Origin of the sequence: Embleya sp. NPDC005971 (assembly GCF_040629175.1) — a bacterium.
Lineage (GTDB): Bacteria > Actinomycetota > Actinomycetes > Streptomycetales > Streptomycetaceae > Embleya.
In genome coordinates, this window is sequence record NZ_JBEXUX010000011.1 from 128015 (window position 1) to 152405 (window position 24391).

At 72.3% G+C, this 24391-nt stretch carries 15 protein-coding genes; 13 read left to right on the forward strand and 2 right to left on the reverse strand.

The features are described from left to right. Positions 1-98: 98 nt before the first annotated feature. A complete protein-coding gene (locus tag ABZ374_RS12895; protein ID WP_360310075.1) occupies positions 99-845 on the forward strand; it encodes an FCD domain-containing protein in 747 nt (248 codons plus the stop codon). Positions 846-897: 52 nt separating this feature from the next. Here ABZ374_RS12895 and ABZ374_RS12900 read toward each other — a convergent pair whose 3' ends face one another. After that, a complete protein-coding gene (locus tag ABZ374_RS12900; RefSeq protein WP_360310077.1) occupies positions 898-2304 on the reverse strand; it encodes an aldehyde dehydrogenase family protein in 1407 nt (468 codons plus the stop codon). 116 nt (positions 2305-2420) lie between these two features. Between ABZ374_RS12900 and ABZ374_RS12905 the strand changes: the two genes are divergently transcribed. The 8 genes from ABZ374_RS12905 (at position 2421) to ABZ374_RS12940 (ending at position 11744) form a co-directional block, all read left to right on the forward strand. Beyond that, positions 2421-3530: a zinc-binding dehydrogenase gene (locus ABZ374_RS12905; RefSeq protein ID WP_360310079.1), complete on the forward strand. Its 1110-nt coding sequence runs from the start codon at positions 2421-2423 to the stop codon at positions 3528-3530. Positions 3531-3603: 73 nt separating this feature from the next. Next, positions 3604-4392 (forward strand): enoyl-CoA hydratase-related protein, encoded by a 789-nt coding sequence (locus tag ABZ374_RS12910; protein ID WP_360310081.1) that lies wholly within the window; start codon positions 3604-3606, stop codon positions 4390-4392. A gap of 1 nt (position 4393) precedes the next feature. Further along, positions 4394-5557 carry an acyl-CoA dehydrogenase family protein gene (locus tag ABZ374_RS12915; RefSeq protein WP_360310083.1) on the forward strand — a complete coding sequence of 388 codons (1164 nt, stop codon included), beginning with the start codon at positions 4394-4396 and terminating at the stop codon, positions 5555-5557. Then, positions 5554-6540, forward strand: coding sequence for an acyl-CoA dehydrogenase family protein (locus tag ABZ374_RS12920; RefSeq protein ID WP_360310085.1), 987 nt, complete (start codon positions 5554-5556; stop codon positions 6538-6540). The genes ABZ374_RS12915 and ABZ374_RS12920 overlap by 4 nt, the downstream gene beginning before the upstream one ends. A gap of 654 nt (positions 6541-7194) precedes the next feature. Then, positions 7195-8721: an ABC transporter substrate-binding protein gene (locus tag ABZ374_RS12925; RefSeq protein WP_360310087.1), complete on the forward strand. Its 1527-nt coding sequence runs from the start codon at positions 7195-7197 to the stop codon at positions 8719-8721. A gap of 147 nt (positions 8722-8868) precedes the next feature. Continuing rightward, a complete protein-coding gene (locus ABZ374_RS12930; protein WP_360310089.1) occupies positions 8869-9327 on the forward strand; it encodes a nuclear transport factor 2 family protein in 459 nt (152 codons plus the stop codon). Positions 9328-9609: 282 nt separating this feature from the next. After that, positions 9610-11202: an alkaline phosphatase D family protein gene (locus ABZ374_RS12935; RefSeq protein ID WP_360310090.1), complete on the forward strand. Its 1593-nt coding sequence runs from the start codon at positions 9610-9612 to the stop codon at positions 11200-11202. Beyond that, positions 11199-11744 carry a hypothetical protein gene (locus ABZ374_RS12940; RefSeq protein WP_360310092.1) on the forward strand — a complete coding sequence of 182 codons (546 nt, stop codon included), beginning with the start codon at positions 11199-11201 and terminating at the stop codon, positions 11742-11744. The genes ABZ374_RS12935 and ABZ374_RS12940 overlap by 4 nt, the downstream gene beginning before the upstream one ends. A 12-nt stretch (positions 11745-11756) precedes the next feature. On the opposite strand, the gene ABZ374_RS12945 is transcribed toward ABZ374_RS12940, so the two are convergent. After that, positions 11757-12638 carry a methyltransferase domain-containing protein gene (locus ABZ374_RS12945; RefSeq protein ID WP_360310094.1) on the reverse strand — a complete coding sequence of 294 codons (882 nt, stop codon included), beginning with the start codon at positions 12636-12638 and terminating at the stop codon, positions 11757-11759. 534 nt (positions 12639-13172) lie between these two features. Between ABZ374_RS12945 and ABZ374_RS12950 the strand changes: the two genes are divergently transcribed. The 4 genes from ABZ374_RS12950 (at position 13173) to ABZ374_RS12965 (ending at position 24325) form a co-directional block, all read left to right on the forward strand. Then, positions 13173-13874 (forward strand): hypothetical protein, encoded by a 702-nt coding sequence (locus tag ABZ374_RS12950; protein ID WP_360310096.1) that lies wholly within the window; start codon positions 13173-13175, stop codon positions 13872-13874. A gap of 397 nt (positions 13875-14271) precedes the next feature. Continuing rightward, entirely contained in the window at positions 14272-15813 is a 1542-nt protein-coding gene (locus tag ABZ374_RS12955; RefSeq protein WP_360310098.1) for a hypothetical protein, read from the forward strand. 120 nt (positions 15814-15933) lie between these two features. Next, a complete protein-coding gene (locus ABZ374_RS12960; RefSeq protein ID WP_360310100.1) occupies positions 15934-17298 on the forward strand; it encodes a hypothetical protein in 1365 nt (454 codons plus the stop codon). Positions 17299-17371: 73 nt separating this feature from the next. After that, the gene (locus ABZ374_RS12965; RefSeq protein WP_360310104.1) at positions 17372-24325 is read left to right on the forward strand and encodes a hypothetical protein; all 6954 of its coding nucleotides are present in this window, start codon (positions 17372-17374) and stop codon (positions 24323-24325) included. Positions 24326-24391: the final 66 nt, after the last annotated feature.

Genomic DNA, 24391 nt, shown 5'->3' on the forward strand with positions numbered 1-24391 from the left:
TCGGCCCGGGAGGCGTGGAGCGCCGCCCGGTAGTCTTTCCTGTACAGGAATAGGTCGAGTCGGATGTGCTGCCGGTGTTCGCCGGGGAACGGGCAGGTATGAGCACGAACATCGAGGACAGGTCGTGGCGTGGTCCCAAGGCGTCGCAACGGCTGGCGCAGGTCCTGGCGCGGCCGATTCTCACCGGCGCCCTCCGTGAGGGCGACCGCCTGCCCAACGAGCAGGAGATGATGCTGCGCTACGAGGCCGGCCGCCCGACCGTGCGCGAGGCGCTGCGACTTCTGGAGACCCGCGGTCTGATCGTGCTCAAGAGCGGCCCGGGAGGGGGGCCGGTCGTACGACACCCGCGCAAGGACAGCCTGGGCGAGTCGCTCAGTCTCCTGCTCCAGATCGAGGGTGCCTCCTTCGGCGACGTCGCGGACGCCCGTCGCGCGTTGGAGCCGATGCTCGCCCGGCGGGCGGCGGAGCGGATCACCGCGGAGCAGGTGGTCGAACTCGACGAGACGGTACGCCTGCTGCGGGAGAACCCCGGCGACCAACAGGTGTTCGCCGTCCAGAACCAGCGATTCCACGCCGTGGTCGCGGAGGCGGCGCGCAGTGTCGTGCTGGACGTGTTCGCCAGTTCGCTCAAGGCGCTGGCGGACGGCGTGCGGGTGGGCGTGACCTATTCGGCCCGCAAACAGGCCGCCGTGGCGACGGCCCACGAGGTCATTGTGGCGGCCCTGCGGACGGGCGATCCGGACGCCGCGGAAGCGGCGATGCGCGAACACCTCGAAGAGGCCGAGCGGTATTGGCGTCGCCGATACCCGGACCTGATGGGCCGCCCGGTCGAGTGGACGTATTGAGGTCTCGCGACCCGGGCCCCGGCCGCGCCCGACGTGCCGGGGCCGGCCACCGTCACAGTTGCAGCGACTGCAGTTCGTAGTACTCCTCCAGCCCCGCGCGGCCGAACTCGCGGCCGCGTCCGGAGCACTTCACGCCGCCGAAGGGGGCGGCGGTGTGGAAGCGCCCGCCGTTGACGTCGACCTGCCCGGTGCGCAGCCGCAGCGCCACGGCGGCGGCGCTCTCCCGGTCCGGGCCCCACACCGCGCCGGAGAGGCCGTATCGGGTGCCGTCGGCGATCCGGATGCCTTCGTCGACGTCGTCGTAGGGGGTGATGGCCAGGACGGGTCCGAAGACCTCCTCCTGCCCGAGTTCCGACTCCGGCGCGACGTCGGCGAATACGGTCGGGCGCACGAAGAACCCGCGTTCGAGGCCGTCCGGCGCGTGCGCGCCGCCGACGGTGAGCCGGGCGCCGTCGGCGCCGGCGCGCTCGATGAATCCGCGGACGCGGTCGCGCTGGGCGGCCGAGATCAGTGGCCCCTGCTTGGTGGCCGGGTCGGCGGGATCACCGAGGGTGAAGCGGGCGGCGGTGGCGGTGGCCGCCTCCACCGCCTCGCGGTAGAGCGAACGGTGCACCACCAGGCGGGTCAGCGCGAGGCAGGTCTGGCCGGAGTTGAGGAAGCAACTGTTCACGGTGGCCCGCGCGGCCGCGACCGCGTCGGCGCCGGGCAGTACCAAGGTAGCGGACTTGCCGCCCAGTTCGAGCTGTACGCGCTTGAGCCCGGCCGCGGCGTGCACGGCCCGGCCGGCCGCCGTGGAGCCGGTGAAGGAGACCATGTCCACCTCGGGGTGGCGTACCAGCGCGTCGCCGATTTCGAGGCCGAGGCCGGACACCAGATTGAACACCCCGGGCGGGAAACCGGCCGCGTCCACCGCCTCGGCGAGCAGGTGCGGGACCAGCGGGGCGACCTCGCTCGGCTTGAGGACGACCGGTGAGCCGCTCAGCAGCGCGGGCACGACCTTGGCCACGATCTGGAGCAGTGGATAGTTCCAGGGGGTGATGGCCACGACCACGCCGACGGGTCGGCGGTGCACCAGCGAGTTCGCGACCCCATGGGGTTCCTCGATGCCCTCCGCCGCGGCCAGGAAGTCGGTCACGGCGCCGATCGGCAACATCGTCTGCAGCGGACCGGCCATGCGTACCGGGGTGCCGACATCGCGCACCGCGGCCGAGGTCAGCTCGTCGGCGCGGGCGGTGAGCGCGTCCCGGAGCGTGCGCACGAGGGCGATGCGCTCGGACTGTGGGGTCGCCGCCCAGGTGTCTGCCGCGCGGCGGGCGGCCAGCACGGCGTCGTCCGCGTCCCGGGCGGTGCCTCGCGGGACGTGGTCGTAGACCTGTTCGGTCGTCGGGTCGATCACGGGGACGGTGGCCGGGGACGAGGAGTCGCGGAAGCGTCCGTCCAGGTAGATGGTCGGTGGCATGAGAGTCCTCCCGATGGTGGGGGTGTCCGGGCGGGCGGTGGCCCTTGACGATTTCTCGGGTCAATGATCTATTCCATGTACATAGATAGCACGGGCATCGAGAGGCGGATCACCCAATGTTCGAAGGACGCATCGCCCGGTTCGACGCACCGGAGCAGCCGTTCGGGATCCGGGAGGTCTCGCTCGCCGGTCGCGGGATCCTCCCCGGCGAGATCCTGATCCGGGTCACCCGGGCCAACGTCTGCGGCAGTGACCTGCACGCCTGGCACGGCAACTTCGACACCCGCGGCCTCGGCGGCAAACTCCCCACCGTGCTGGGGCACGAGATGGTCGGACGCGTCGCCGCCCTCGGCGAGGGCACCGGCCGCGACACCGACGGCAAACCCCTGGAACCTGGGACGCGCGTCGTCTTCCCGTACTTCTTCAGTTGCCACGTCTGCCGGTACTGCGTCTCCGGACGCAGCGCCGGCTGCACCCGGCTGCGCATGGCCATGCTCACCAGTGCCGCCGAACCGCCCTACTACGTCGGCGCGTTCGGCGACTACTTCGTCCTGCCGCCGGGCGCGTTGCTCTACACGGTGCCCGACACGCTCTCCGACGAGGTCGTCTCCGGCGCCAACTGCGCGCTGTCGCAGGTGATGTACAGTCTCGATCGCGCACAACTGGGCTTCGGCGAGACCGTCGTCGTCCAGGGCGCCGGCGGCCTGGGCCTGTACGCCACCGCCCTGGCCAAGGCCCGCGGCGCCCGCACCGTGATCGTCCTCGACGCCGTTGCCGAACGCCTCGAACTCGCCCGCGAAATGGGCGCCGACGCCACCGTCGACATCACCGCCGAGACCGACGCGCGATCCCGGATCAAGAAGATCCAGGCACTCACCGACGGCGGCGCCGACGTCGTGGTCGAACTCGTCGGGTCACCGGCCGTCGTCGACGAGGGCATCCGCATGCTCGGCCGCTTCGGCCGCTACCTCAGCGTCGGCAACATCAGCGCGAAGCGTACCTACGAGGCCGACCCGTCCCGACTGACCATGACCAACAAGAGCGTCATCGGCGTCTCCCTGTACGAACCCTCCGCACTGGGCAAGAGCCTGCACTTCCTCGAGACCGTGCACGACCGCCTGCCCAAGCGGTTCACCGAAAGCACCGTCTTCCCCCTGGACGCCATCAACGAAGCGTTCCGGGCCGCCGACCACCGCGACGTCGTGCGCGCCGCGATCGTGCCCTGACCGCCGCCCACCGCCGCAACCGGTGCAACCGGTGCAACCGAACCCGCGAACCCATCCCGAACCCGAGGACTCGATGAGCAGCCCCACCGGACTCGACTACTCCCTCGCCGACCACATCGCCACCATCACCCTCGACCGCCCGCACCACAAGAACGCTTTCACCCTGGAGATGGTGGACGCCTGGGCCGAGGCCCTGCGCAGAGCCGAGGCCGACCCCGAGGTGCGGGTGGTCGTCGTCACCGGCGCGGGCGGCACCTTCTGTTCGGGGGTGGACCTGGACGCCTTCGCCGAGCGCGAGCGCACCCCCCTGGCCGAGCAGCAGCTCATGTCCCGCATCCACCAGGTGGCTTTTGCCGCAGAGGCACTGACCAAGCCCTACCTTGCGGTCGTGGCCGGCGCGGCCGTCGGCGCGGGCATGGACATGGCGCTGATGGCCGACATCCGGATAGCGGGCGAATCGGCCCGCTTCTGCGAGGGCTACGTCCGCGTCGGCCTCGTCCCCGGCGACGGCGGCTGCTGGTACCTGCCCCGCATCGTCGGCACCGCCACCGCCCTGCGCCTGCTGTGGACCGCCGACTTCGTCGAAGCCCCGGAAGCGCTCGCCCTCGGCCTGGTCAGCGCCGTCCATCCCGACGACCGACTCCGGGACGAGGCACGCCGGTTCGCCCTCAAGCTCGCCGCTCGTCCGCCGTTGGCCGTGCAACTGATCAAGCGCGCCGTACGCGCGGGCGAACGTCAGGACCTGCGCACCGCGCTCGACCTGATCTCCTCCCACCAGGCCGTGATGACCTCCACGGCCGACTCCCGCGAGGCGATGGACGCCTTCCGCACCCGCCGCCCCGGCGACTACACGGGGAAGTGAGATGACCACCACACGGGCACGCGAGACGACCGCCGCGGCGGGCGGCCGCCCCGCGACCGGCACCGCCGTCGCGGACCTGCGCCGCGAGGTTCGCGACCTCACCGCCCAATGGCGCGTCCAGGGCCGCTACACCCCGCGCAGCGACAACTGGATGCGCGGCTTCGCCCCCGACTTCAGCAGCGAACTCGCCCGGCGCGGCCTGCTCGGCCTCGCTTGGCCCACCGAGTACGGCGCCGGCCTCGGCCAGGTCGCCCGGCTCGCCGTCACCGAGGAACTCCTGCGCGCCGGCGCGCCGGTGGCCGCCCACTGGATCGGCGAACGCCAGATCGGCCCCGCCGTCCTGCGTTACGGCAGCCCGGAGCTGCGCGCCGAGATACTGCCGCCGATCGCCCGCGCCGAGGCCGTCTTCTGCCTGGGCATGAGCGAACCCGACGCCGGATCCGACCTCGCCGCCGTTCGTACCACGGCGGAGGCGGTGCCCGGCGGATGGCGGGTCAACGGCCGCAAGACGTGGACCACCGGCGCCCATCACGCCACCCACATCTACCTGCTCGCTCGCACCGCGCGTACCGAACGCAGGCATCAGGGCCTCACCGAGTTCGTCGTCGACATGGACACCGCCGGCATCGAGGTCACCCCCATCGTCGACCTCGCGGGCGAGCACCACTTCAACGAGATCACCTTCACCGACGTCCACGTACCCGCCCACCGCCTGCTCGGGACCGTCGGCGAGGGCTGGCGCCAGGTCGTGGAGCAACTGGCGTTCGAACGCGGCGGCCCCGAACGTGTCCTGTCGACGTATCCCCTGCTGGCCGGGTGCGTGGAGGCTCTCGCGGGCGACCCCCCGCACGCGCGTGACCTGCGCGTCGACCTGGGGAGGCTGACCGCGCGCCTGGCCACGTTGCGTCGGCTCGCGCTGCGGGTCGCCCGGCAGGTGGACGAGGGCCGGGCGCCGACGGTCGAGGCCGCCACGCTCAAGTACCTCGGCAACGCCTTCGAGAACGACGTGGTCGACTTCGCGCGCCGCGTGTGTCGGCGCATCCCGGACCCGGCCCTGCGGGCCGCGTTCGACCAGGCGCTGCTCGCCTCGCCGGGTTTCACCATCCGAGGGGGCGCCGCCGACGTGCTGCTGTCCCTGATCGCCAAACAGGAGACCCGCACGTGAAAGACGTCCACGCCGAATTGCGCGACCTCGTCGACGACATCACCGCCGGGCCCGGTGACCCCGACCGGCTGTGGGACACCGTCGTCGGTCTGGGCCTGCACACCATCGGCGTCCCCGAGGGCGACGGCGGTTCCGGCGGCGACGTCGCCGACCTGGCCACCGTGGTACGCCGCTTCGCGCACCGGGCGGCGTCCGTGCCGGTCGCCGAACACGCCGTGGCCGCCTGGGCGTTGACCTGCGCCGGCCGGCCGTTGCCCGCGGGCGGGCCCCTGGCGGTCGTGTTCGGCGGCGTTCCCGGGGTGGGCGGCCCGTACCCGGCCGTGCCCTGGGGCCGCCGCGCGACCGGCCTGGTCGTGGTCGGCTCGGACGACGTGGTTCGCTACGTCGACCTCGCCGGGCGGCGGGTCGTGGTGGGGGAGGGGGCCAACCTGGCCGGGGAACCGCGCGACGCCGTCGACCCGGGTGACATCCCCCTCGCCCACCTCGCCGGGGCACCCGACGCGGACGTGATCCGAGCCCGGATCGCCACGCTGCGCGCCGCGGCCCTGGCGGGAGCGTGCGCGGGAGCATACGAACTGACGCGCTCGTACGTCAAGGAACGCCGGCAGTTCGGGCGCCCCCTCATCGACATCCCCGCCGTCGCCGGCTCTCTCGCGACCATGAAGGTCACCGGGCTCCAGGTGAACGCCGCCGTGGACCGCGCGGTGGACCTGCACGCCGGCACCGCGGGCCCCGAAACCCTGCTCGCCGCCGCGGCGGTCGCCCGCGTCGTCGCCGCGGAGGCCGCCGACACCGTCGCCAGGCTCGCCCACCAACTCCACGGGGCGATGGGCGTCACCCGCGAGTACGGCCTGCACCCCCTCACCACCCGGCTGTGGGCCTGGCGCGACGAGTACGGCGACGAGGAATCCTGGGCCCGGCTCCTGGGCGCCCACGCGACCGACGGCGGGGAACTCGACCTGTGGGAACGGCTCACCGGCTGAACACCCCGCTCGGCCACCGCACGCCACCCCACCCACTGGTCGGTCCCACCGCCGCCGACCACCCCGCGAGGCACCACCCCTCCTCCGCCGCGCTGCGCTCGGGCCTGCCGCGCCATCGAGGCACACCTCGTCGCGCCTCCCGGTCCGTCGGCCGCAATCCGACACCGCACCGCCCCCGCCGCCGCACGCGAGAACCTGCCGGACACCGACCGCGTCGTCCATCGACGGGCGCGACCTCCGGTGGATCGGGACGTTGCTCGCCGGTCGCCCGGAGCGCCGGTCGGGGAGGCGCCACGGCCGTCGCCCCATCCGTGCGTTTCGTCGGGCCACCTTGGCGAGCGCACATAGAGTAATGCCTACGCAAATTCGATGCACCGAGCGACGTCGTGGGATTTGTGTACTGGACTATCGCAATTGTTCGGTCCACACTCAAGGCGCGATCCCGGGTGTCGACGGTCCGAAGCGGCCGATCCCCGATCAGTTGTCCGAATATGCGCCGCCGCGCGTGCTGCCGGCGATGCGACACCCCGCGACGGCCCGACAGTCGCCGTGTTCTCTTCCGACGAGAGGAAGCTCGTGCTCAGGAGACGCACCGGAGTCACCCCCCGGACTCCCGCCCCAGGCTCCCGCAACCGCGCGAGGTTGTGGGCCGCCGTGACCGCCGCCGCCGCACTCGTCGCCGGTTGCGGATCGAGTGGCGAGGCGAACCGGGCCGCCGACGGCCCGCCACGATCCGGCGGCAGCATCGTCGTGGACAGCCTCCAGGACGCGGCGACCCTCGACCCGTTCACGGCGCTCAAATCCGCCCTGGCCGACTCGCCGCGCCTGGACGCCCTCTACGACGGCCTCGTGTACATCGACGCCAAGAGCGGCGCCCTGCGACCGCAGTTGGCCGAGTCCGTCGCCATGACGCCGGGCAATCCGTCCGAGTGGACGGTCAAGGTTCGTCCCGGGGTCACCTTCACCGACGGCTCCGCCTTCGACGCGGAGGCGGTGAAGTTCAGTTGGCAGACCCAGGCCGATCCCGCCGTTCGGTCCTATCGCATGCTCGCGGCGTCGGGATTGACCCTGACCGTGGCCGACCCGCTCACCCTCACGGTGAAGCTGCCGGAACCCAACACCTTCTTCGACCGGGTGATCGCCCAGGAACTCAACTGGATCGTCTCGCCGACCGCGTACCGCGCGGACCCGAAGGGTTTCGGTGCCAAGCCCGTCGGCGCCGGCCCGTTCAAGCTCCAGACCTGGGTCCGCGGCAGCCGGATGACGATGGTCAAGAACCCGACGTACTGGGGCGGACCCGCCCGCCCGTACCTGGACCGCATCATCTTCGACGTGGTCGCGGAGGAGAGCCAACAACTCACCAACATCGCCTCCGGCCAGGCGCAACTGGTGAACTCGTCCAACGGCGCGAACATCCAACGGGCGCGGACCGAGAAGCTCGATGTCGACGAAGTAGTCTCGGGTGGTGGGCAGTTCGTCACCTTCAACACGACTCGCCCCCCGTTCGACGATGCGCGAGCACGTCGTGCCGTCGCGCTCGCACTCGACCCGGCCGACATGGCGAAGACCCTGCGCAACGGATACGTGCCGGCGCTCGGGCTCTCGCCGTCCCGGAACCCGTTCGTCTCTCCGGGCGTGGACCAGCCACGACCCGACAAGGCGGAGGCACAACGCCTGTTCGACCAACTCGCGGCCGAGGGCAAACCGATGACCTTCGGGTATCTCGTCCCCCAGAGCCGCAGCTCGATGCAGGTCGCGGAATACTTCCAAAGCCGACTCAACGAGTTCCGCGGGGTCCGGATGAGCATCGAGAGCCTGGACTACTCCGCCTACGCCACGCGGTACGGCATCCAACGCGACTTCCAGGCGACCCTGTCACAACAATGGTGGGCGCACCCCGAACCCAACCTCCACAACCTCGTGCACTCCCAGAGCCCCCAGAACTACGCCGGCCTACGCAGTCCCGAGATCGACGCGGCCCTGACCCGAGCGCGGACCAGCCAGGACGAGGTGGTGCGCCGGCAGGCGTACACCGAGGTCCAACGGATCCTCTCACGCGAACTCCCCTACTGGGTCTATGCGCAGGCCACCGTCGCGGTGATCGCGCACGCGAAGGTCACGGGCGTGGTCCAGGTCAACGACGGCACCTATCTGCCCGGTGAACTCGCCCTGACCGGCTGAGGAATCGGCGCGGGCTCGTCCCGTCGTCCACGCCGCGGCCGATCGCACCGCGCCTCGCCGGCGGCAAGCCCTAACCCGCCTTCCGCGGCGACGTCTTCACGACGTTTTCACGCCAACGCGCCCCCGGAGACAAGGAGAAGGACAAACATGCACGACCGCCTCGCAGTCCACGAACTCATGCATCGCTGGTGGTACGTCTACGACGAGGGACACTTCGACATCTGGCCGCAGATGTTCACCCGGGACACGTGGTTCACCTCCCGTACCGACACCGGCAAGCATCCCTATGAAGCCTTCATCGCCTCCGACAACCGCGGGCGCGACAAGGTGTTGGCCTGGCAGCGGGAACACCGCCTCGCCAGCCCGTACCCGCTGCGCCACAACGGCACCAACATCCACGTCGACGGCGAGACGGACCAGGAGGTCTCGATCACCTCGTACATCCACGTCACACAGATCGTCGGACAACTGCCTTCGGCGGTGGCGAGCGGCATCGTGCGGGCCGTGGTTCGCCGAGAAGGCGATGCCTACCGATTCGCCGTCGTACACGTCGTGCTCGACACGGTCGACTCCGTTGCCTTCGCCGAGCGTTCGGTCGATTCCTGACTTCGTAGGAGCCCGTCCCGGGACCGACGGACGACGTGCTTCGGTGATACGCCGTCGGGTCCCGCCGCCTGGGCGGCGCCGGCGGTTCGACCGGCCACGGGCGCAGCGTCTCGTCGTGCCTCGTCGGCAACCCGGGCTCCACTCCCGCCCCTTCCGAAGGCAAAGCAGGTTTCTCGACCTCCTTGCCACGATCCGGTTTCCTTCCCAAGGCCAAGCAGGTTTCCCGACCTCCTTGCCACGATCCGGTCCCACCTCGGCCATACCACACCTTCGAAGGAACGCATGATGGGAACTCCCCTGCACCGCCGCGACTTCGTCCGCATCACGGCCGCCTCCGGCGCGGTCGCCGCCGGTGTCGTCGCAGCAGCCCCCGCAGCCCGGGCCGCCGGGGTCGACGAGCCCGAGGCGGTGAGCGTCGCGAAGGGGGCGACGTTCCTGCACGGCGTCGCGTCCGGTGACCCCCTGCCCGACGGGGTCGTCATCTGGACCCGGGTCACCCCCAACCCGGACTGCCGCCCGGGCTCGCGGCGCGGCCCGGCCTCCCTCGTGTTCTGGGAGGTCGCCCTCGATCGCGACTTTCGGCACCCGGTGCGCACCGGTCGAACCCGCACCGGCCCCGACCGCGACCACACCGTCCAGGTCGACGTGCGCGGCCTGCGCCCCGGCACCACCTACCACTTCCGCTTCCGCACCGCCCACGACAGCTCGCCGGTGGGGCGCACCAGGACCGCGCCGGCCGCCCGGCAAGACATCGGGGGCCTGCGCTTCGGCATCGCGACGTGCACCAACTACGCCAACGGCCACTTCGCCGGCTACCGGCACCTCGCACGGCGCGGCGATCTCGACGCGGTGATCCACCTCGGGGACTACACCTACGAGTTCGCGACCAAGCCGGGGAACATCCGCGCCATGGAGCCATCCGTCGTGTGTCGCACGTTGGCCGACTACCGCGCCCGGCACGGCCGGTACCGCACCGACCCCGACCTTCAGGCGATGCACGCCGCGGCACCGATCATCGCCACGTGGGACGATCACGACGTATGCAGCGGGTGGTGGTCCGGCGGCGCGGACGAGCACGATCCGGCGTCCGACGGGAGTTGGGCGGACCGCCTCGCGGCGGCGAAACAGGCGTACTTCGAGTGGCTGCCGGTACGCCGGGCGGTGCCCGGTTCCACGCAGCGTCGGCTGTCCTTCGGCACCCTCGCCGACCTGACCATGCTCGACCTGCGCAGCTTCCGCTCCCGGCAGGTCGCGGCGACCGACACCGCCGGCCTCGACGACCGGGCGCGCACCCTCACCGGCCGCGAGCAGATGGGCTGGCTCAAGGACGGCCTCGCGCGCGGCACGGCCGGCTGGAATCTGATCGTCAGCTCCGTCATGGCGGCGCCGTGGTGGCTGCCCAGCGGACGTCCCGAGGCGCCCGTGACCGTCAACTCCGACCAGTGGGACGGCTACCGGGCCGAACAGAGCGAGTTGTTCACCCACCTGCGCCGGCACGACAAGCGCAACACCGTCTTCCTGAGCGGAGACCTGCACTCCTCGTGGGCCGGCGAGGTCCCGGCGCCCGGGGGAGGGGCACCGGTCGCCTCGCAGTTCGTGATGACGTCGGTTACCTCGACGCCCTTCGGCACGCTTTACCCCGGCGGGGTGGGCGCGCAGATCGTCGCCGCGATCCGCGCGTTGAACCCGCACCTGCAGTGGGGCGAAGCCGAATCCAACGGCTGCGGCGTGCTGGACGTGACCGCCGCACGTGTGCAGATGGACTGGTACAAGATCGCCGACCGTACCAGGCCGGACAGCGCGGTCACCCACCTGAAGTCGTTCGCCGTCGACGGAGCGACGAAGCGGATGGTGCCCGCGACCACGCCGGTGTGACCGTGCAGGGCGGCTTCACGCCGGCGCGGGGGTACGGCAGCGCGCTCGCCACCGGTGAGCCCTTCGACGGCGCGTCGCCCACCTCACGGGCGAACACGCCGGTGGGTGCCCGCCCGACGGCGGGCGTCGGACGGGCACCGGGGGCGGCTGCCGTGCCCCGTGTCGAGGGGCTGGGCCGCCCTGCGCGGTTTGCTTTCGCGCCGGGAGCTCACCCGGGGTGTCGCCGCCCGTGGGGCGGCCTGCTCGATCTGCTCACCGCGTCGGCGCGGGAACGCCCGCTGCCGTGCCCGGTGGACGACGCGCACCGGCCGGACCACGTGTCGGCCCGGGTGGTGGCCTTCGCGGCGCGCCGGCTACGGGAGGAATCGGTGCCCGTGGTCCCGGCAAGCCGTCGGTCGATCACCGGCCTGTGCGGCCTGCCCGAGTCGACGGTTCAGGGCCTCGGGACCGCCGCCGCGCCGGACCCGCGGGATCGACACGAGAACGACGGGGCCGCCGCCGCGACGGTCCGGCCCCGCAGAGGTTCGTCGTCGGTGTGGTGATGCTCGTGCGTCTCACACGGGCTTTCGGAGCAGGAAGACGTGGTATCCGGCGTGGTCGCGGACGAACTCGCGCAGCTTCGGCATGGCGTCGTCCATGGCGGACGTGGTGTCGGAACCGTAGCGCGCCAGGATCCGGTCGTGGTTGTCGCGATACAGGACGTCCATCACTTCGCCGCACAGCGCCAGGTCCTGGGTGTGGTTCTCCAGTCGCACGAGTTCGAATCCGGCCTCGGCCGTGCGGCTCAGCAGGGTGGCCGGGTTCTGCGGCGGCAGGGACGTCCACACGGCGCGAAAGACGGCCAGGTGTTCGGGGGTGGGGTTCCCGCGTTGGGTGAACTCGGTGAACAGCAGTCGGCCGCCGGGCCGGAGGACGCGCAGGGCGTGCCGCAGTGTGGCGAGTTGGTCGTGCATGTGCGGGAACGAGTCGATGGCCCAGGCGGCGTCGTACGACTCGTCGGCGTGTTCCGCACCGAGGTTCATGGCATCGCCGAGGCGAAAACGCACCCGATCGTCGAGACCCGCCTGCCGGGCGCGTGCCTCGCACAGGGGAATCTGCGAACTGCTGACGGTGATTCCCGTGACCCGGGCGCCGGTTGCGCGGGCCAGCCGGACGGCGGGACCACCGGTGCCGCAGCCGATGTCGAGCAGGTGGTCGTCGGGTCCCAGGCCCAGGGCGTCGATGTAGTGGTCGGTCTGCTGATCCATACCGAGATTGGCCAGATCGAGCAGGCTGGAGGCGGGGGCGCGCCCGTCGGGCGGTGCCCAACTGCCCACGTGGATGGCGGAGTCGCCGAGAATGAGGCTGTAGAGGTCGCCGAACTCGTCGTACGAGGCGCCCACCTCCTCGGGGGTCGGCGCAGTCTGTGTACCTTCGAGGCTTTCATCCGCTGCCATGCCGCTCACGATAGTGGCGAACCCACGACCCACAGAAGGCGATCGCCGGACATCGCCGTGCGACTGCTCCGCGCCACCGCGCGAACGCCATCCGGGGCGTCGGGTGTCGGGCGAGGGCGCGCCGCGGACAGGCGGATGGCGCATCCCCGCCGCCGTGCGGGTGTCCCGGGTGCGCCGGGCGGCAGTCGGCCGTGGTGCTCGCGTGCCGCCCCGGCACCCACGCCCGGCACGCGCGTGCCCCCATGGCGGGCCACGCCGGTGGAGGAATCGGCTGTGACGGTGGTCCGGAGCCGATGGCGCGTGGAGCGGTCCCGGTCGGCAGGCACGCAGGGACCCGGCCGGAAACCGCTGCCTGCGGTCGGGCGTCGGCCTGTGGTGGGCATACCGGGATGTCGCGGGCCGACCTCGACCCGTGGGGGCGGACGGGCGTCGTTAGGTGTGCCGAGGCAACTCCGCGGCGGCCCCGAGGCGATGGTGGTCGTGGGCGGTCGGGTGGACGCGGAACCGCGGACGGCCCGCCGACGTCACATCACCATGGCAGAGTCGAATGCGCGACCACCCGCCGCACGGACGACCTACGTCGTCACCGCCGCACTGATCGCCGCCGTCTGCATCGGGATCGCACTGTGGTTCCTGTTCGCCGACGGTGACGACGACAAGCCCGAGGCGGGGGCCTCGATACCGACGGTGTCCGACACACCCGTCACCGCCCCCGTCACCCCACCCACCGCCACCTCGCCCACCTCGCCCACAGTCACCCCCGCCGGGACCCCGGCCACGACGACGACCGCACCATCGCGCACCGCAGCCCCCGCCACACCCGCCGACGGCCGCCTCGACACGCGGACCGTCTCCTTCGCCGACGCTCGCGGCCTCCCCAAGGTGTTCGCCGTTGCCGAATCGGCGACCCAGGACGCGAACGTCCTGGCCGCCGTGTTCGCGGGCAACCCGTCCAAACGTCCCGGCGAACCCGTGCCCACCACCGACTTCGCGCGCAACGTCGTGGTCACCGTGACCGTCGAGGCGGGCTGCCTCGACCCCGAGGGCGCCCGCCTGTACGCGAACGGGAACCGGCTCAGGCTCGACGTACGCCTCCCCGACCGCAGCGCCCCGCCGGAGTGCATCGCCCCCTACACCCGGCTCGCGCGCTTCGAGGTGCCGCGCACGTCGATGCCGAAAGCACCGCTGCTGAACGGCACCCCGCCCGCCACCCCGCCCGCGAACGCCCGCTCCTGACCGGCACGTCGATCATGTGACACAGACCTCCGCACAGACCGCAGGCCAACCGGACTCCGACTCGACGCCATGCGTCGGGGCGGAGGGCAACTCGGGTGCCTGCGGCTACCGGTGGGCGTCCGGTACGCCATGGTGGCCACCGACCACGAGGTGTTCGTCTTTCGGGTCCGCACCGAACCGGCCCGACCGGCGGACCACTTCGTCGTGTCCTCCTGCGTGCCGACGTCTCGCCGGGCGCCGCCGCAGCGGTCTGCGGCATACTCGCGTCTCGGTCAACTCCCCACCCCACACCCGGATTACGGGCGACCGGCGGCCGCGCGCGGTAGGGTCGGGCCGGGGAGTGGGAGAACGTGTTCTCGCGTTGGTCACACGGCGCGAGGCGTGGGGGGAGTGCGTCGTGTCCATAAGCGCGTGCCTGGAGATCCATCAGATCAACGTCAGCCAGGGCGACTCGGTTCTGATCATCAACCGCGACCCGGTCCGGGTGAAGGCGGCGATCGACGCCGCGCGCGCGAAGAACGCGGCGCTACCCGATCCCGGCGAGCCGATCGACCATGTGCCCTACGCCGTGCACTACGACATCCCGCTGAAGGGGACGGTCACCAAGGCGCTGCTGATCGACGGCGGCAACGACGAGTTCGGCGGCGACGTGGTGGATTACCTGAGCACGCACGGCGTCGTCGACACGTCCGTGGCGTACCAGCCGAACCTCTACGTGATGATCAGCCACTACCACGCGGACCACATGGACGGCTTGCGCAGCATCTTCAAGCGGCGCAAGAAGCCGGGCTCCACCGTACTCGTGCGCAACATGCACCCGGCACGCGTCTACCAGGCGGCCGGCAAACGGGCCGGGATGAGCGGCGGCTTCATCGCGCTCCAGACCGACATCAACGAGGCGATGACGGGCAAACCCAAGAAGGAACGCACGCAGTTGGTCGCGATCTTCCCCGGCGGCCTGGACACCGACGAGGACTACACCAAGGTGTGGGATCCGCAGGCCGGGACCGAGACCGACACGGCGGAGGTCTGGCTCGGAAATTCCGCGAGCGGGATCCGCATCTCCTTCCGGGTGATCGCGTCGGGCCAGGCCGTGCGCAAGAAGCCGTACGGCGGCAACGTCGTCGTGTCGTCCAAGACGAAGACGGTGGACCAGAACGACCGTTCCATCGTGGGGATGTTGTCGTACGGCTCGTTCCGGTTCTTCATGGGTGGCGACATCGCCGGCGACGGCGGCCCCGCAGGCGGGAACCGCGGCAACAACGACAAGGCGGCCCAGTTGTTGCCCAACGACGCGCTGAAGTCCTTCACCGCGCACGCCGACGTCGAATCCCCGGTCGGCGACGCCCTCGTGCGGTTCTTCCCCATGCCGCACAAGCGGCGGCCCGGCAAGGACAAGGCTGCGAGCGCGGGCTACGCGACGGTGATGAAGGCGAACCACCACGGCAGCAAGTCCAGCAACGACGTACGGCTGCTGGCCTCCGTCCAGCCCATGCTGTTCCTGATCAGCAGCGGGTTCCGCTCGCTGTTCCACCACCACCCGACGCAGCACGTGATCAACCGCACCAACGACAGGGTGACCCCGCAGTGGGTGGACCTGACCGGAGCGCGGATCACCAACTCGATCGTCCAGACCTACGTCACCGAGTGTGCGGACGTGGTCGTCACCTCGAAAGGCAGCACCAAGAGGTTCGGCGTGAACCTGCACGACGCGCCGATCATGGGGGACATCGTGGTACGGCCGGTCGACGAGTCGGTGCTGGCGCTGCGCGCGGCGGATCACAACGACTACCCGGACCTGGTCGTCCAGGTCTACGGCACCGGCACGCTGACCAATCTCGACCGCACCCGGACCACCCTACGGCCGACGGAGCCGCGCAACTCCGGGCCCGGGGACATCTATCCGATCGGCCCGTTCGTGCACGAGACCGAGTTCTGATCGCCTGTTCGTTCTCTCCGTCCTGTTCGTGCACCCGACCCGGCTCTGCTCGCTCTGCTCGCCGCGATCGCGCGGCCGCTGCCGCCCGGGCGATGCGCGCCCGGTCCCCTTGGAGTCGCCATGCCGTTCACCCTGGTCCAGCCCGATGCGGGGAACCCCCGATATCGCCTCGACGGCGTCTTTCCCGAGCCGGAGGTCGAGGCGACGCTCGGCACCACGTACTGGAAGCAGGGCCCGCACTGGATCGGCTTCGACGAAGGATTCTCCGAATCGGTGGTCGTCCGCGCCTACTTCGACCCCGCCGAGTATCGGGAACAGCAGCGCGGCTTCGGCGCCGACCCGGCCGCCTTCCGATACGTCGGCTACCTCCAGTGCGCACAGTTCACGTTCCTCGGCACGCCGATCACCCCGGCGGCGTTCGGCGGCCGGGTCGCCGACCGACAGCCGTACGTCTTCGACCGGACGCAGAAGTACTTCGTCGACCTCGTGGACCCGGCGAACGCCCGGGCCTGCAACATCCCCGTGCCGCTGTACGCGTTCAACTCCCTGCTCACCGACGGTGATGTGCGCAGCATCGACGACCTGTACGCGCCGCACTCGCACGGGGCGTTGTGGGCCTCGGACCCCGACTTCCGGTACTCCGAGGCCGCCGTGCTGACCGCCGAGGTCCCGCCGGGGCTGCTCACCCCGGACGCCGTCGGGGACTGCCTCACGCCGGACAACCTGGTGCTCGCGCTGCCCGTGACGCCGGCGCAACTGGCCCACGCCGAGCCGTATCAGCTCGCGCTGCGGTCGCTGGCGACCACCGCGTTGCCCGGCGACGACGCGCCGTGGCTGCCCGACCTCGTCCGCGAGGAGGTGGCCGCCCAGGTCGTCGGCCGGTTCGTCCTGCTGACCCTGCCCGACGACGAGGATCTGGGCGACACGCTGGTCATCTACTCGCGGCCGGGGTTCGAGGACGACAGCGAGGTGTGCGTGCACGTGCTGTCCGAGTACGACATGGCCGAGCTGGTGGCGCGGACCGGCAACGAGGCGCTGTGGCGCATCAAGGAGCACCTGGATCCGTACGATCTCGGTTTGGCGGTGGACGGGTTGGCGCCCCCGCCGCAGGTGCGCGGCGCGCGGGGCCTGCTGGCACCGCCGTTCGCGTTCCCGCCGGAGACGTATCCGCTGGAACTGACGTACTGGATGTGCGCGGTCGGTGTCCGTGGCCGGGGTACCGCGACGCGCGGCAGCACCAAGCTGCTGAGCGCGGTGCGGTGGTCGGCGCTGTACCGCTACGACGACGACCGGGGCCGGCTGGTGTTCGGGGCCGTGCGCCCGCCGCGGTGGGTGGACGACTTCGACGTGCCGGCCGCGCTGAGGCGCTACGACCAGGCCAAGCGGGAGGCGCCGACGGGGGCCGGGTTCGACACCGGCAATTTCACCCTCGCCGCACTCAAGCGGGACAGGTTCGGGGCCGGCCCGAAGCCGGTCTACGGCTGACCCGCCCGCCGGCCGTTCCCCGCCCCAACCTCTGCCGTGTGCACCGCCGACCCCATGTGAGGACCGATCCGCCATGCCCGACCCCACGGACGCCGAGATCCTGAACGCGCTGCGCGGTCGGCTGGTCGCGACCCGCGGCCCGGCCGCCGCACCGGGCACCTTCGCCTACCGGCTGGACGCGACCACTGTGCCGGGGCCGACCGGCGACGTGCTGCGCCAGACGCTCAACCGGCAGTTGCGGCTGTCCGCGGGTGCCATGCCGACCCTCGTGTCGGCGGGCTCCCCGAGCGTGGACGCGGGCGTGCTCCGGCTCACCGGCACCTCCGACGTGCTGACCGGCGACCCACTGACCGAGGTCTCCCTCGTCTTCACCGTGTCCGCGGACCGCGGCCTCCGGTGCGCGTGGACCGCGCGACCGCCCGCCGACTGGCAATTCACCGACTCGTTCCCCGAGTTGATGGAGTCGAGGTTCGAGTATCTGCCGCTCACCGACGCCGTGTTCATCGCGACCACGCACGCGCACGTCGACCCGGCGTTCTTCTTCCCTCTGTATCCGGGCGCCGGGTTGAACTTCCAGGCGACCCTCGCGGTGCGCAGCGACCTGCGGCCGGTGGGCGGCGCGGCCGGCGACACCGGCGTGCAGCGGGTCCGGATCGGCGGGCGGGTGGTGGCCACCGCCCCGGGAGTGCGGCCGTCGCTGCAATGGGGCAGCGAGGCCCCGCTGGGCCCGCTCACCGCGGCACGCTTCGGGCAGAGCCCGAGCACGGTGCGCTCGGGCAGGCTGCGGCTGGAGTGCGGGAGGGATCCGGCCGCCGACGTGCTGATCGTCCAGGGCAGCACCGGAGTGGGTCGCGCCACGGTCGAGTGCTCGGTGGATCTGCCGACTTCGGGTGCCGGCCGGCCGGTGCTGCGGATCACCGGCCCGCTCGCGAACGCGGGCTCGACGAGCGCGGCACTGGCTCTGTGCGGAGTGCCGGACGCCGCCGCGAAGCGGCTGCCCACGTCACTGCTGGACCTCGCCGGGGCCACGGTGACCGGCTACGCCGAGCAGGTGTCCCCGGCCGGTGACGAGGCGGGCCGCAGCACCGTCACGCTCGGCTTCGGCACGGGCGAATGGACGCTGATACCGGGCGCGTTGGCGATATCCGGCGTCACGCTCGCCGTCACGGTCATCCGGGCGCCCGCCTACCCCACCGGAATCTCCGTCGCCTTCTCCGGGACGATCTCCGGCACCGTGACCCTGGGCGGAAAGCCGTTCGCGGTGCGCGCGACGGTGCCGGCGAACGGCCCGTGGCGGGTGGAGATCACCGACGACGACGCGGGCCGGCTGCTGTCCGAACTCGCCCGCCTGGACGGCCTCGCGGGTTTCGACGCCGCCCGGCTGACGGCCGCGCTGCCGCCGACACTGGTCGACGCCGGACGGCCGACCTCGGTGAGCGCGATCGCGTTGCTGGTCGACCCGGTGGCGCGTGAACTCCGGGAGGTCTCATGCACGATCGCCCAGCCGGGCGGGAGCGCGTGGCCGGTGCTCGGCGGCCTGCTGACGCTGTCGGGCTGGGCCGTCGACCTGACCGCGGTTCGGGACGCGGCCGGCGCCTGGACGGTGTCCGGCGCACTGCGCGGCCGGGCCGCGCTCGGCTCCGGGCCGCAGGCGCCCGCGTTCGACATGCGGCTGCCCGTACCCGCGCGCGACGACGAGCCGTGGACGCTCGTGCTCGACCGGGACACCCCCGGACGGCTGCCCTCGATCGGCCACGCGCTGGCCCTGCTCGGCGGCGACCCGACGGTGCTGCCCGCCGGGATCGCGACGCTCGGCGCACTGACCCTGACCCGGCTGGCCGTGGCCCTCGACCCGCGGACCCTCACGCTCACGCAGCTCTCGCTCGCGTTCGATCAGTCGGCCGACGCCTGGACGATCATCGACGGCAAACTCGCGGTCCGCGGTGTCTCCGCCGCCTTGGTGTTCGATCCCGAGACCGACCCGGTGGGCGTACTCGGCACCATCGACGGCGAACTGACGCTGTGCGGCAGCCCGGTGGACGTCACCGCCGTGAAGAACGACTTCGCGGGCGGCTGGCAGGTGCTGGCCGGATTCACGCACACCGTGCACGTGCCCGGCTTCGAAGCGCTCGACGGCTGGCTCGCCGGCCCGCGGGCGCGTGCCGCGCTGCCCGCCGCCCTGCCCCTCGCCAAGGGATTCGACGTGTGCCGGGTGGCGCTGGCGTTCTCCGGCGCGGCGGGCGGGGCGTTGGCCCGCTTCGGCTTCGCGGTGGAGGCCCCCGAGGCATGGACGCTGGTTCCCGGCCGCCTGGCCCTGACCGGGGTCACCGCCGAGGTGCGCAGTGCCTACCCCGTCACCGCGGACACCGTGGTCGCCGCCGTGTTCGGGACGCTCGCGATCGGCGCCACCGACATCCGGCTGGGCGCGGTCAAGCCGGCGCCGGGCCGGCCGTGGGAATTCACCGGACGCCTGGCAGGCGACCGGGTCCTGGACGTCGCCGAGACCGCCGCCGCAGTGGCGGCGCCGGACCGCACGCCCCTGGCCCTCCCGTCGGGCGCCAAGGATCGCGGGCTCTCGGACCGCGTCACGCTCACCGCCGCGGAGATCCGCGCGATCCCCGAGACCGGCGCGCTCCACCTCGAAGGCCGGGCCGAGTTCGACGCGTGGCGGATCCCGCTGGGCGCCGCGAAACTGCCGGTGACCTCGATCGGCGCGACCCTGGACCTGCCGGGCCGAAACGCGGCCGCGAGCGCGAGCGTGACCGGCACACTGGAGTACGCGGGGCTGCGCGCCGCGGTGACCCTGGCGCTCGGCGCGGCGTCCGCGCCCACCGTGCTCACCGGCACGGTCACGGTCGCCGACGCACCGCGCGTGTCGATCGCCGCGCTGACGGACGGGGTGTGTACCCCCGCGGCGGGCACGGGATGGCGGGCCGTCGCGCCGGGCAGCCTGGCGCCGTCGACGTTCGGCTCCGCCTCGCTCCACCTGAACGCGACCACCTCGCAGCTCATGTTGTCGGGGCAACTGGCCCGGCAGGGCGCCGTCCCCGCGTGCAACGCCTTTGTCTACCTCGCCCCGGATCCGCGCCCCGGGCAGGGCGGGCGCATGCACTACGCGGTGTCGCTGGTGGTCGGCGCGGGCTTCCGGTTCGACTCGATACTGCCCGCCGCGTGGAAGGTCGACGACCGGCTGCGGGTCGGCGAGGCACATCTGGTGGTGTCGGATCTCGCGGGCACCACCCTGGGCGAACTGAGCCGCGCCACCGCGCCGTTGCTCGAACGCGCCGGATTGTCGCCGGCGCCGCTGAAGAATCTCGGCGACCAGGCGCTGACACTGTCCACCGGGGTGGCCTGCGCCGTGCGGATCGACTTCGCGCGGACCGCGCTGTTCGCGCACCTGCTGGAGATCGGCATCGGTGCGGCGACGCCGACACTGTGGTTGGCGGCGATGATCGAACACGCCGACCCCTCGCGCACGGTCTTCACCGCCGACCTGCCCGACATCACGATCGCGCGCACCGTCCGGCTCACCCACACCCCCGACCGTCCGCGCGGCATCCGGGTCGAATACCGGCCGGCCCTGGCCGATCGGGTGGAACTGGCGGGTCGGGTCGAGCTGGTCGAGATCTTCGGGCGCACCTACGCCTTCGACGTGACTCTGGTCGCGGACGCGGCCGGGCTCACCACCCGAGTCCGACAGGGCACCGCGGACACCGTGCCGGCGCCGTTCATGCTGCGCGGTCTGGCGCTCGAACACCTCAGTGCGGACATCGCCTACCGATGGGCCGTTCCGGCCGCGCCCGGCCGCCCGGCCGTCCCGCAGACGTCGACGGTCATGATCCGCGGCCGGGTGCTGCTCGGGCCCGCACCCCGCACGGGCGAGCCGGACCGGCGGCTCGACTGCGCCGCGCGGCTCGTGCTCCGCGACGGCGTCCCGGTGCTCTACGACGTCTCGTTGGCCGCCGACTGGTCGCTCGCCGGGTTCCTCGCCCAGTGCTTCACCGGAACGTCCGCGACCCGGCCCGGCACGCTCATCGACGTCGGACTCCGGTCCGGCACCCGGATCTCGTACTACGAGGCGGACCGGGACCCGGGCGCCACGCTCCGAGCCCCCGACGGCACGGTGCCGCGCGACGGGTACACCATCGACGCCCGGCTCGCCGTGCGCCTGATCGCCGACCTCGACCTGCACGCCATCGTCACGGTCCTGCGCGACCCCAGGACCGGCCAGTGGGACCGCGTCGCGGCGACCGCGGTATTGGACGCGCCGCTCGACCTCGGGTTCATGTCGCTGGCGGGCACGACCCGCCCCGGCGGCAGCGGGACGTACCAGGGCGGCCCCGAACTCGGCTTCGAGACCGGGCCCTCGGCGACGGCGCGGTTGTCGGCGGGCATCAACTTCCTGGGCGAGGCGTTCGCGGTGGCGTCCGTGTCCGTGGCGCCCGGGCACGACGGGGGACGAGTGTTCACCGGGCGGCTCACGTCCCTGCGCTCCCTTTCCCCGTTCGGGCCGCTCGCCTGCGGGTTCCGCTACAGCACCCATCCGGCGGGCGCGGGTGCCGAGTTCGCGCTCGACGGGTGGCCGTCGTTCGGCCTCGCGGAGAACCTGGTCGACTTCGTGTCGGCGATCAAGGCGCTCGCGGACGCCGAATCCCTGTCGCTGTGCGGGCCGTTGGGCAAGCTCGTCGCCCGGCACGCGGTGAACACCTCGTACACGGTGACGCCCGCGGTGACCGCGGTGGGCGACGACCTCGTCTTCAGCCTCACCGGCACATGCTCCCTCACCCTGGTCGGGGCCGACGCCCCGTTCCTCACCTCGGCCTTCCCGGCGTTCGCCGTGCACATCCCGACGACCACCCGGTGGGACCGGCTTCCCGGCGTCCTCGCCGACGGGATCCGCGGCGCCGCCGCGCAGTTCGCCCGGGCACTGCTCGCGGACCCGGCGAAGATCGCCCTGTTCCTGGCGCTGGTCGTCGGGGAGGAGGCCCTCGACGTCGCCACCGTCCTGCTGTGCGACGGGCTGATCACCAGTGCGGCCGTCGAGGGGGTCGAGGCCGCCGCGCTGGTGCTCGCGACGATCGGAGCCGGGGGCATCCTGGGGTCGGCGACCGTCGCCACGCTGGCGGCGGCCATCGCGAAGGCCGTCTCCGACGCGGCAAGCCACGGCGGGCCCGGCACGAACAGCGGGATCGGCACCCCGGCGCTGCACGAGGCCGGCTACGACAACGGCACGGTCGCCGCGCGCTGGGCCGGCGCGAGCCGCGCCGCCGGGTACACGCTGGCCGTGTTCCGCCCTGACGGCACCCAACTGGCGAGCCGCAACCTGGGCCTGGTGCTCCAGGGCGCACTGCCGCTGGACCCGAACACGCTGCCGCCCGGCGACTATCCGGTACGGGTCAGGGGCATCCGAGGCCCCCTGAGCGGACTGTGGTCCGAGCCGCTCGTGCTGAGCAAGCCGGCCCCGCCGACGGCGACCCTGGCCTACGGGCGCTCGCAGCTCGTCGCGACCGGCACGCCGCAGGCCGGCACCGAGCAGGTGGTCATCCGGGTGTTCGACCCGAACGGCGTGATGCTCGCAAACGAGGTGAGGCCGGCCTCGGCCCCGACGCTGACGGTGCCGCTGCCGGTGGCCGCCGGCAGCGCCGTCCCGCTCGCGCAGCCGGTGCGGGGCGCGTACACGGTACAGACGCAGGCACTCGGGCACGGGCACTTCCCGGGGGCGTGGAGCCCGCGGGTGCCGTACACCGTCCTGTCGCAACCGGCGCCGACGATCCTGTCCGTCACGCAGTCCGCGGGGGACTTGACGATCGCCTGGAACACCCCGGTGCCGTGCGACGTGGCCGTGGTCGACCCGACCACCAACAAGGCCGTGGCCACCTCCACCGGAGTCCTGAACGGGCGTGTCACGCTGAGCCCTTCGCCCGCGCCGGTCTCGGGGCGGGCGTACTACGTCCATGTATGGGTGAACAACCCGGGCGTCGGAATGAGCGGATGGGCCGGCCGGGTGTTCAACGCCTGGGTGGTCGCCGCCCCCGCGCGCGCCGAACTGCGCAACGACCTGGGCACGGTCACCGCGTCGTGGACGGCGGTCGCCACGCCGGCGGGCGCACCCGCGGCACCCACCTACACCTACGAACTGGTCGACTCCTCCCCGGGCTCGGGCCCCTACGCGGTCGGCGGCGGCAAGGAAATCGTCGGCACCGACGCCCGCGGGGTCGTGCTCGCCGACGGACGCGCCCTGCACACCCGGTCGACCTACCGGGTCCGGGTGCGGGCCGAGATGTACGGCAACACCAGCGCGTGGACGACCTCGCCCGGCCTCCTGCTGGTCACCCTGCCGCGACCGCTCACCCCGCAACTCACCGCCGACGACGCGGAACTCACCCTGGTGTGGACGGACCCACCCAACATCGTCGCCGACGCCGCGCGCACCACCCTGACCCTCACGAACTCCGAAGGCCCGCTGCCGGCCGGCGCCGTTGTGCAACTCGGCTACGAGGCGGTGCTGTCGTGCGGCGGGACCGAGGTCGGACGGGCCCGGGCGATCACCGCGCGCGGCCTCGTGCTGCGCCGCGCCGACGGCCGCCGGCCCGCGCCGGGGGAGGAGTACACGGCCCAGGTGCGGCTGGCCACTCCGCAGACCACCGGGCCGTGGGCGCCTGCTACGGGGGTGGTCGTCCTGGGGGCCGTCCGCGACGCGCGGGCCTACGGGCTCCCGCCCAAGCAGAACCCGGTGTCGGTCTCCTGGACGGCCCCCATCGGCCCGCTGCCGCCCGGCCTCCACTACGAGGTCGTCGCCATCCGCGACCGCGACGCACTGGGCCGGCCGCTCGAAGGCGCGGCCCGCACGATCACCACGACCACCGTCACCCCGACTTCCGCCGACGCCCCGGCCGCCACGACCCGACTCGCCACCACGAACTGGTTCGGCTACTACATCATTCGCGTCCGCGCCCGCACCCTCCAGGCCGGCGGCCCCTGGTCCGATGCGGCCACCCTGGCCTTCCGCGACCCGGGAACTCCCTGACGCGGACGCCGAGATGCGGGCGGGTGCGGGTGCGGGTGCGGGTGCAGGTGCAGGTGCAGGTGTGTG

Coding starts and splice junctions, on each gene's coding strand:
- ABZ374_RS12895 (WP_360310075.1), top strand. CDS start 99: ATGAGCACGAACATCGAGGACAGGTCGTGGCGTGGTCCCAAGGCGTCG.
- ABZ374_RS12900 (WP_360310077.1), bottom strand. CDS start 2,304: ATGCCACCGACCATCTACCTGGACGGACGCTTCCGCGACTCCTCGTCC.
- ABZ374_RS12905 (WP_360310079.1), top strand. CDS start 2,421: ATGTTCGAAGGACGCATCGCCCGGTTCGACGCACCGGAGCAGCCGTTC.
- ABZ374_RS12910 (WP_360310081.1), top strand. CDS start 3,604: ATGAGCAGCCCCACCGGACTCGACTACTCCCTCGCCGACCACATCGCC.
- ABZ374_RS12915 (WP_360310083.1), top strand. CDS start 4,394: ATGACCACCACACGGGCACGCGAGACGACCGCCGCGGCGGGCGGCCGC.
- ABZ374_RS12930 (WP_360310089.1), top strand. CDS start 8,869: ATGCACGACCGCCTCGCAGTCCACGAACTCATGCATCGCTGGTGGTAC.
- ABZ374_RS12935 (WP_360310090.1), top strand. CDS start 9,610: ATGATGGGAACTCCCCTGCACCGCCGCGACTTCGTCCGCATCACGGCC.
- ABZ374_RS12945 (WP_360310094.1), bottom strand. CDS start 12,638: ATGGCAGCGGATGAAAGCCTCGAAGGTACACAGACTGCGCCGACCCCC.
- ABZ374_RS12950 (WP_360310096.1), top strand. CDS start 13,173: ATGGCAGAGTCGAATGCGCGACCACCCGCCGCACGGACGACCTACGTC.
- ABZ374_RS12960 (WP_360310100.1), top strand. CDS start 15,934: ATGCCGTTCACCCTGGTCCAGCCCGATGCGGGGAACCCCCGATATCGC.
- ABZ374_RS12965 (WP_360310104.1), top strand. CDS start 17,372: ATGCCCGACCCCACGGACGCCGAGATCCTGAACGCGCTGCGCGGTCGG.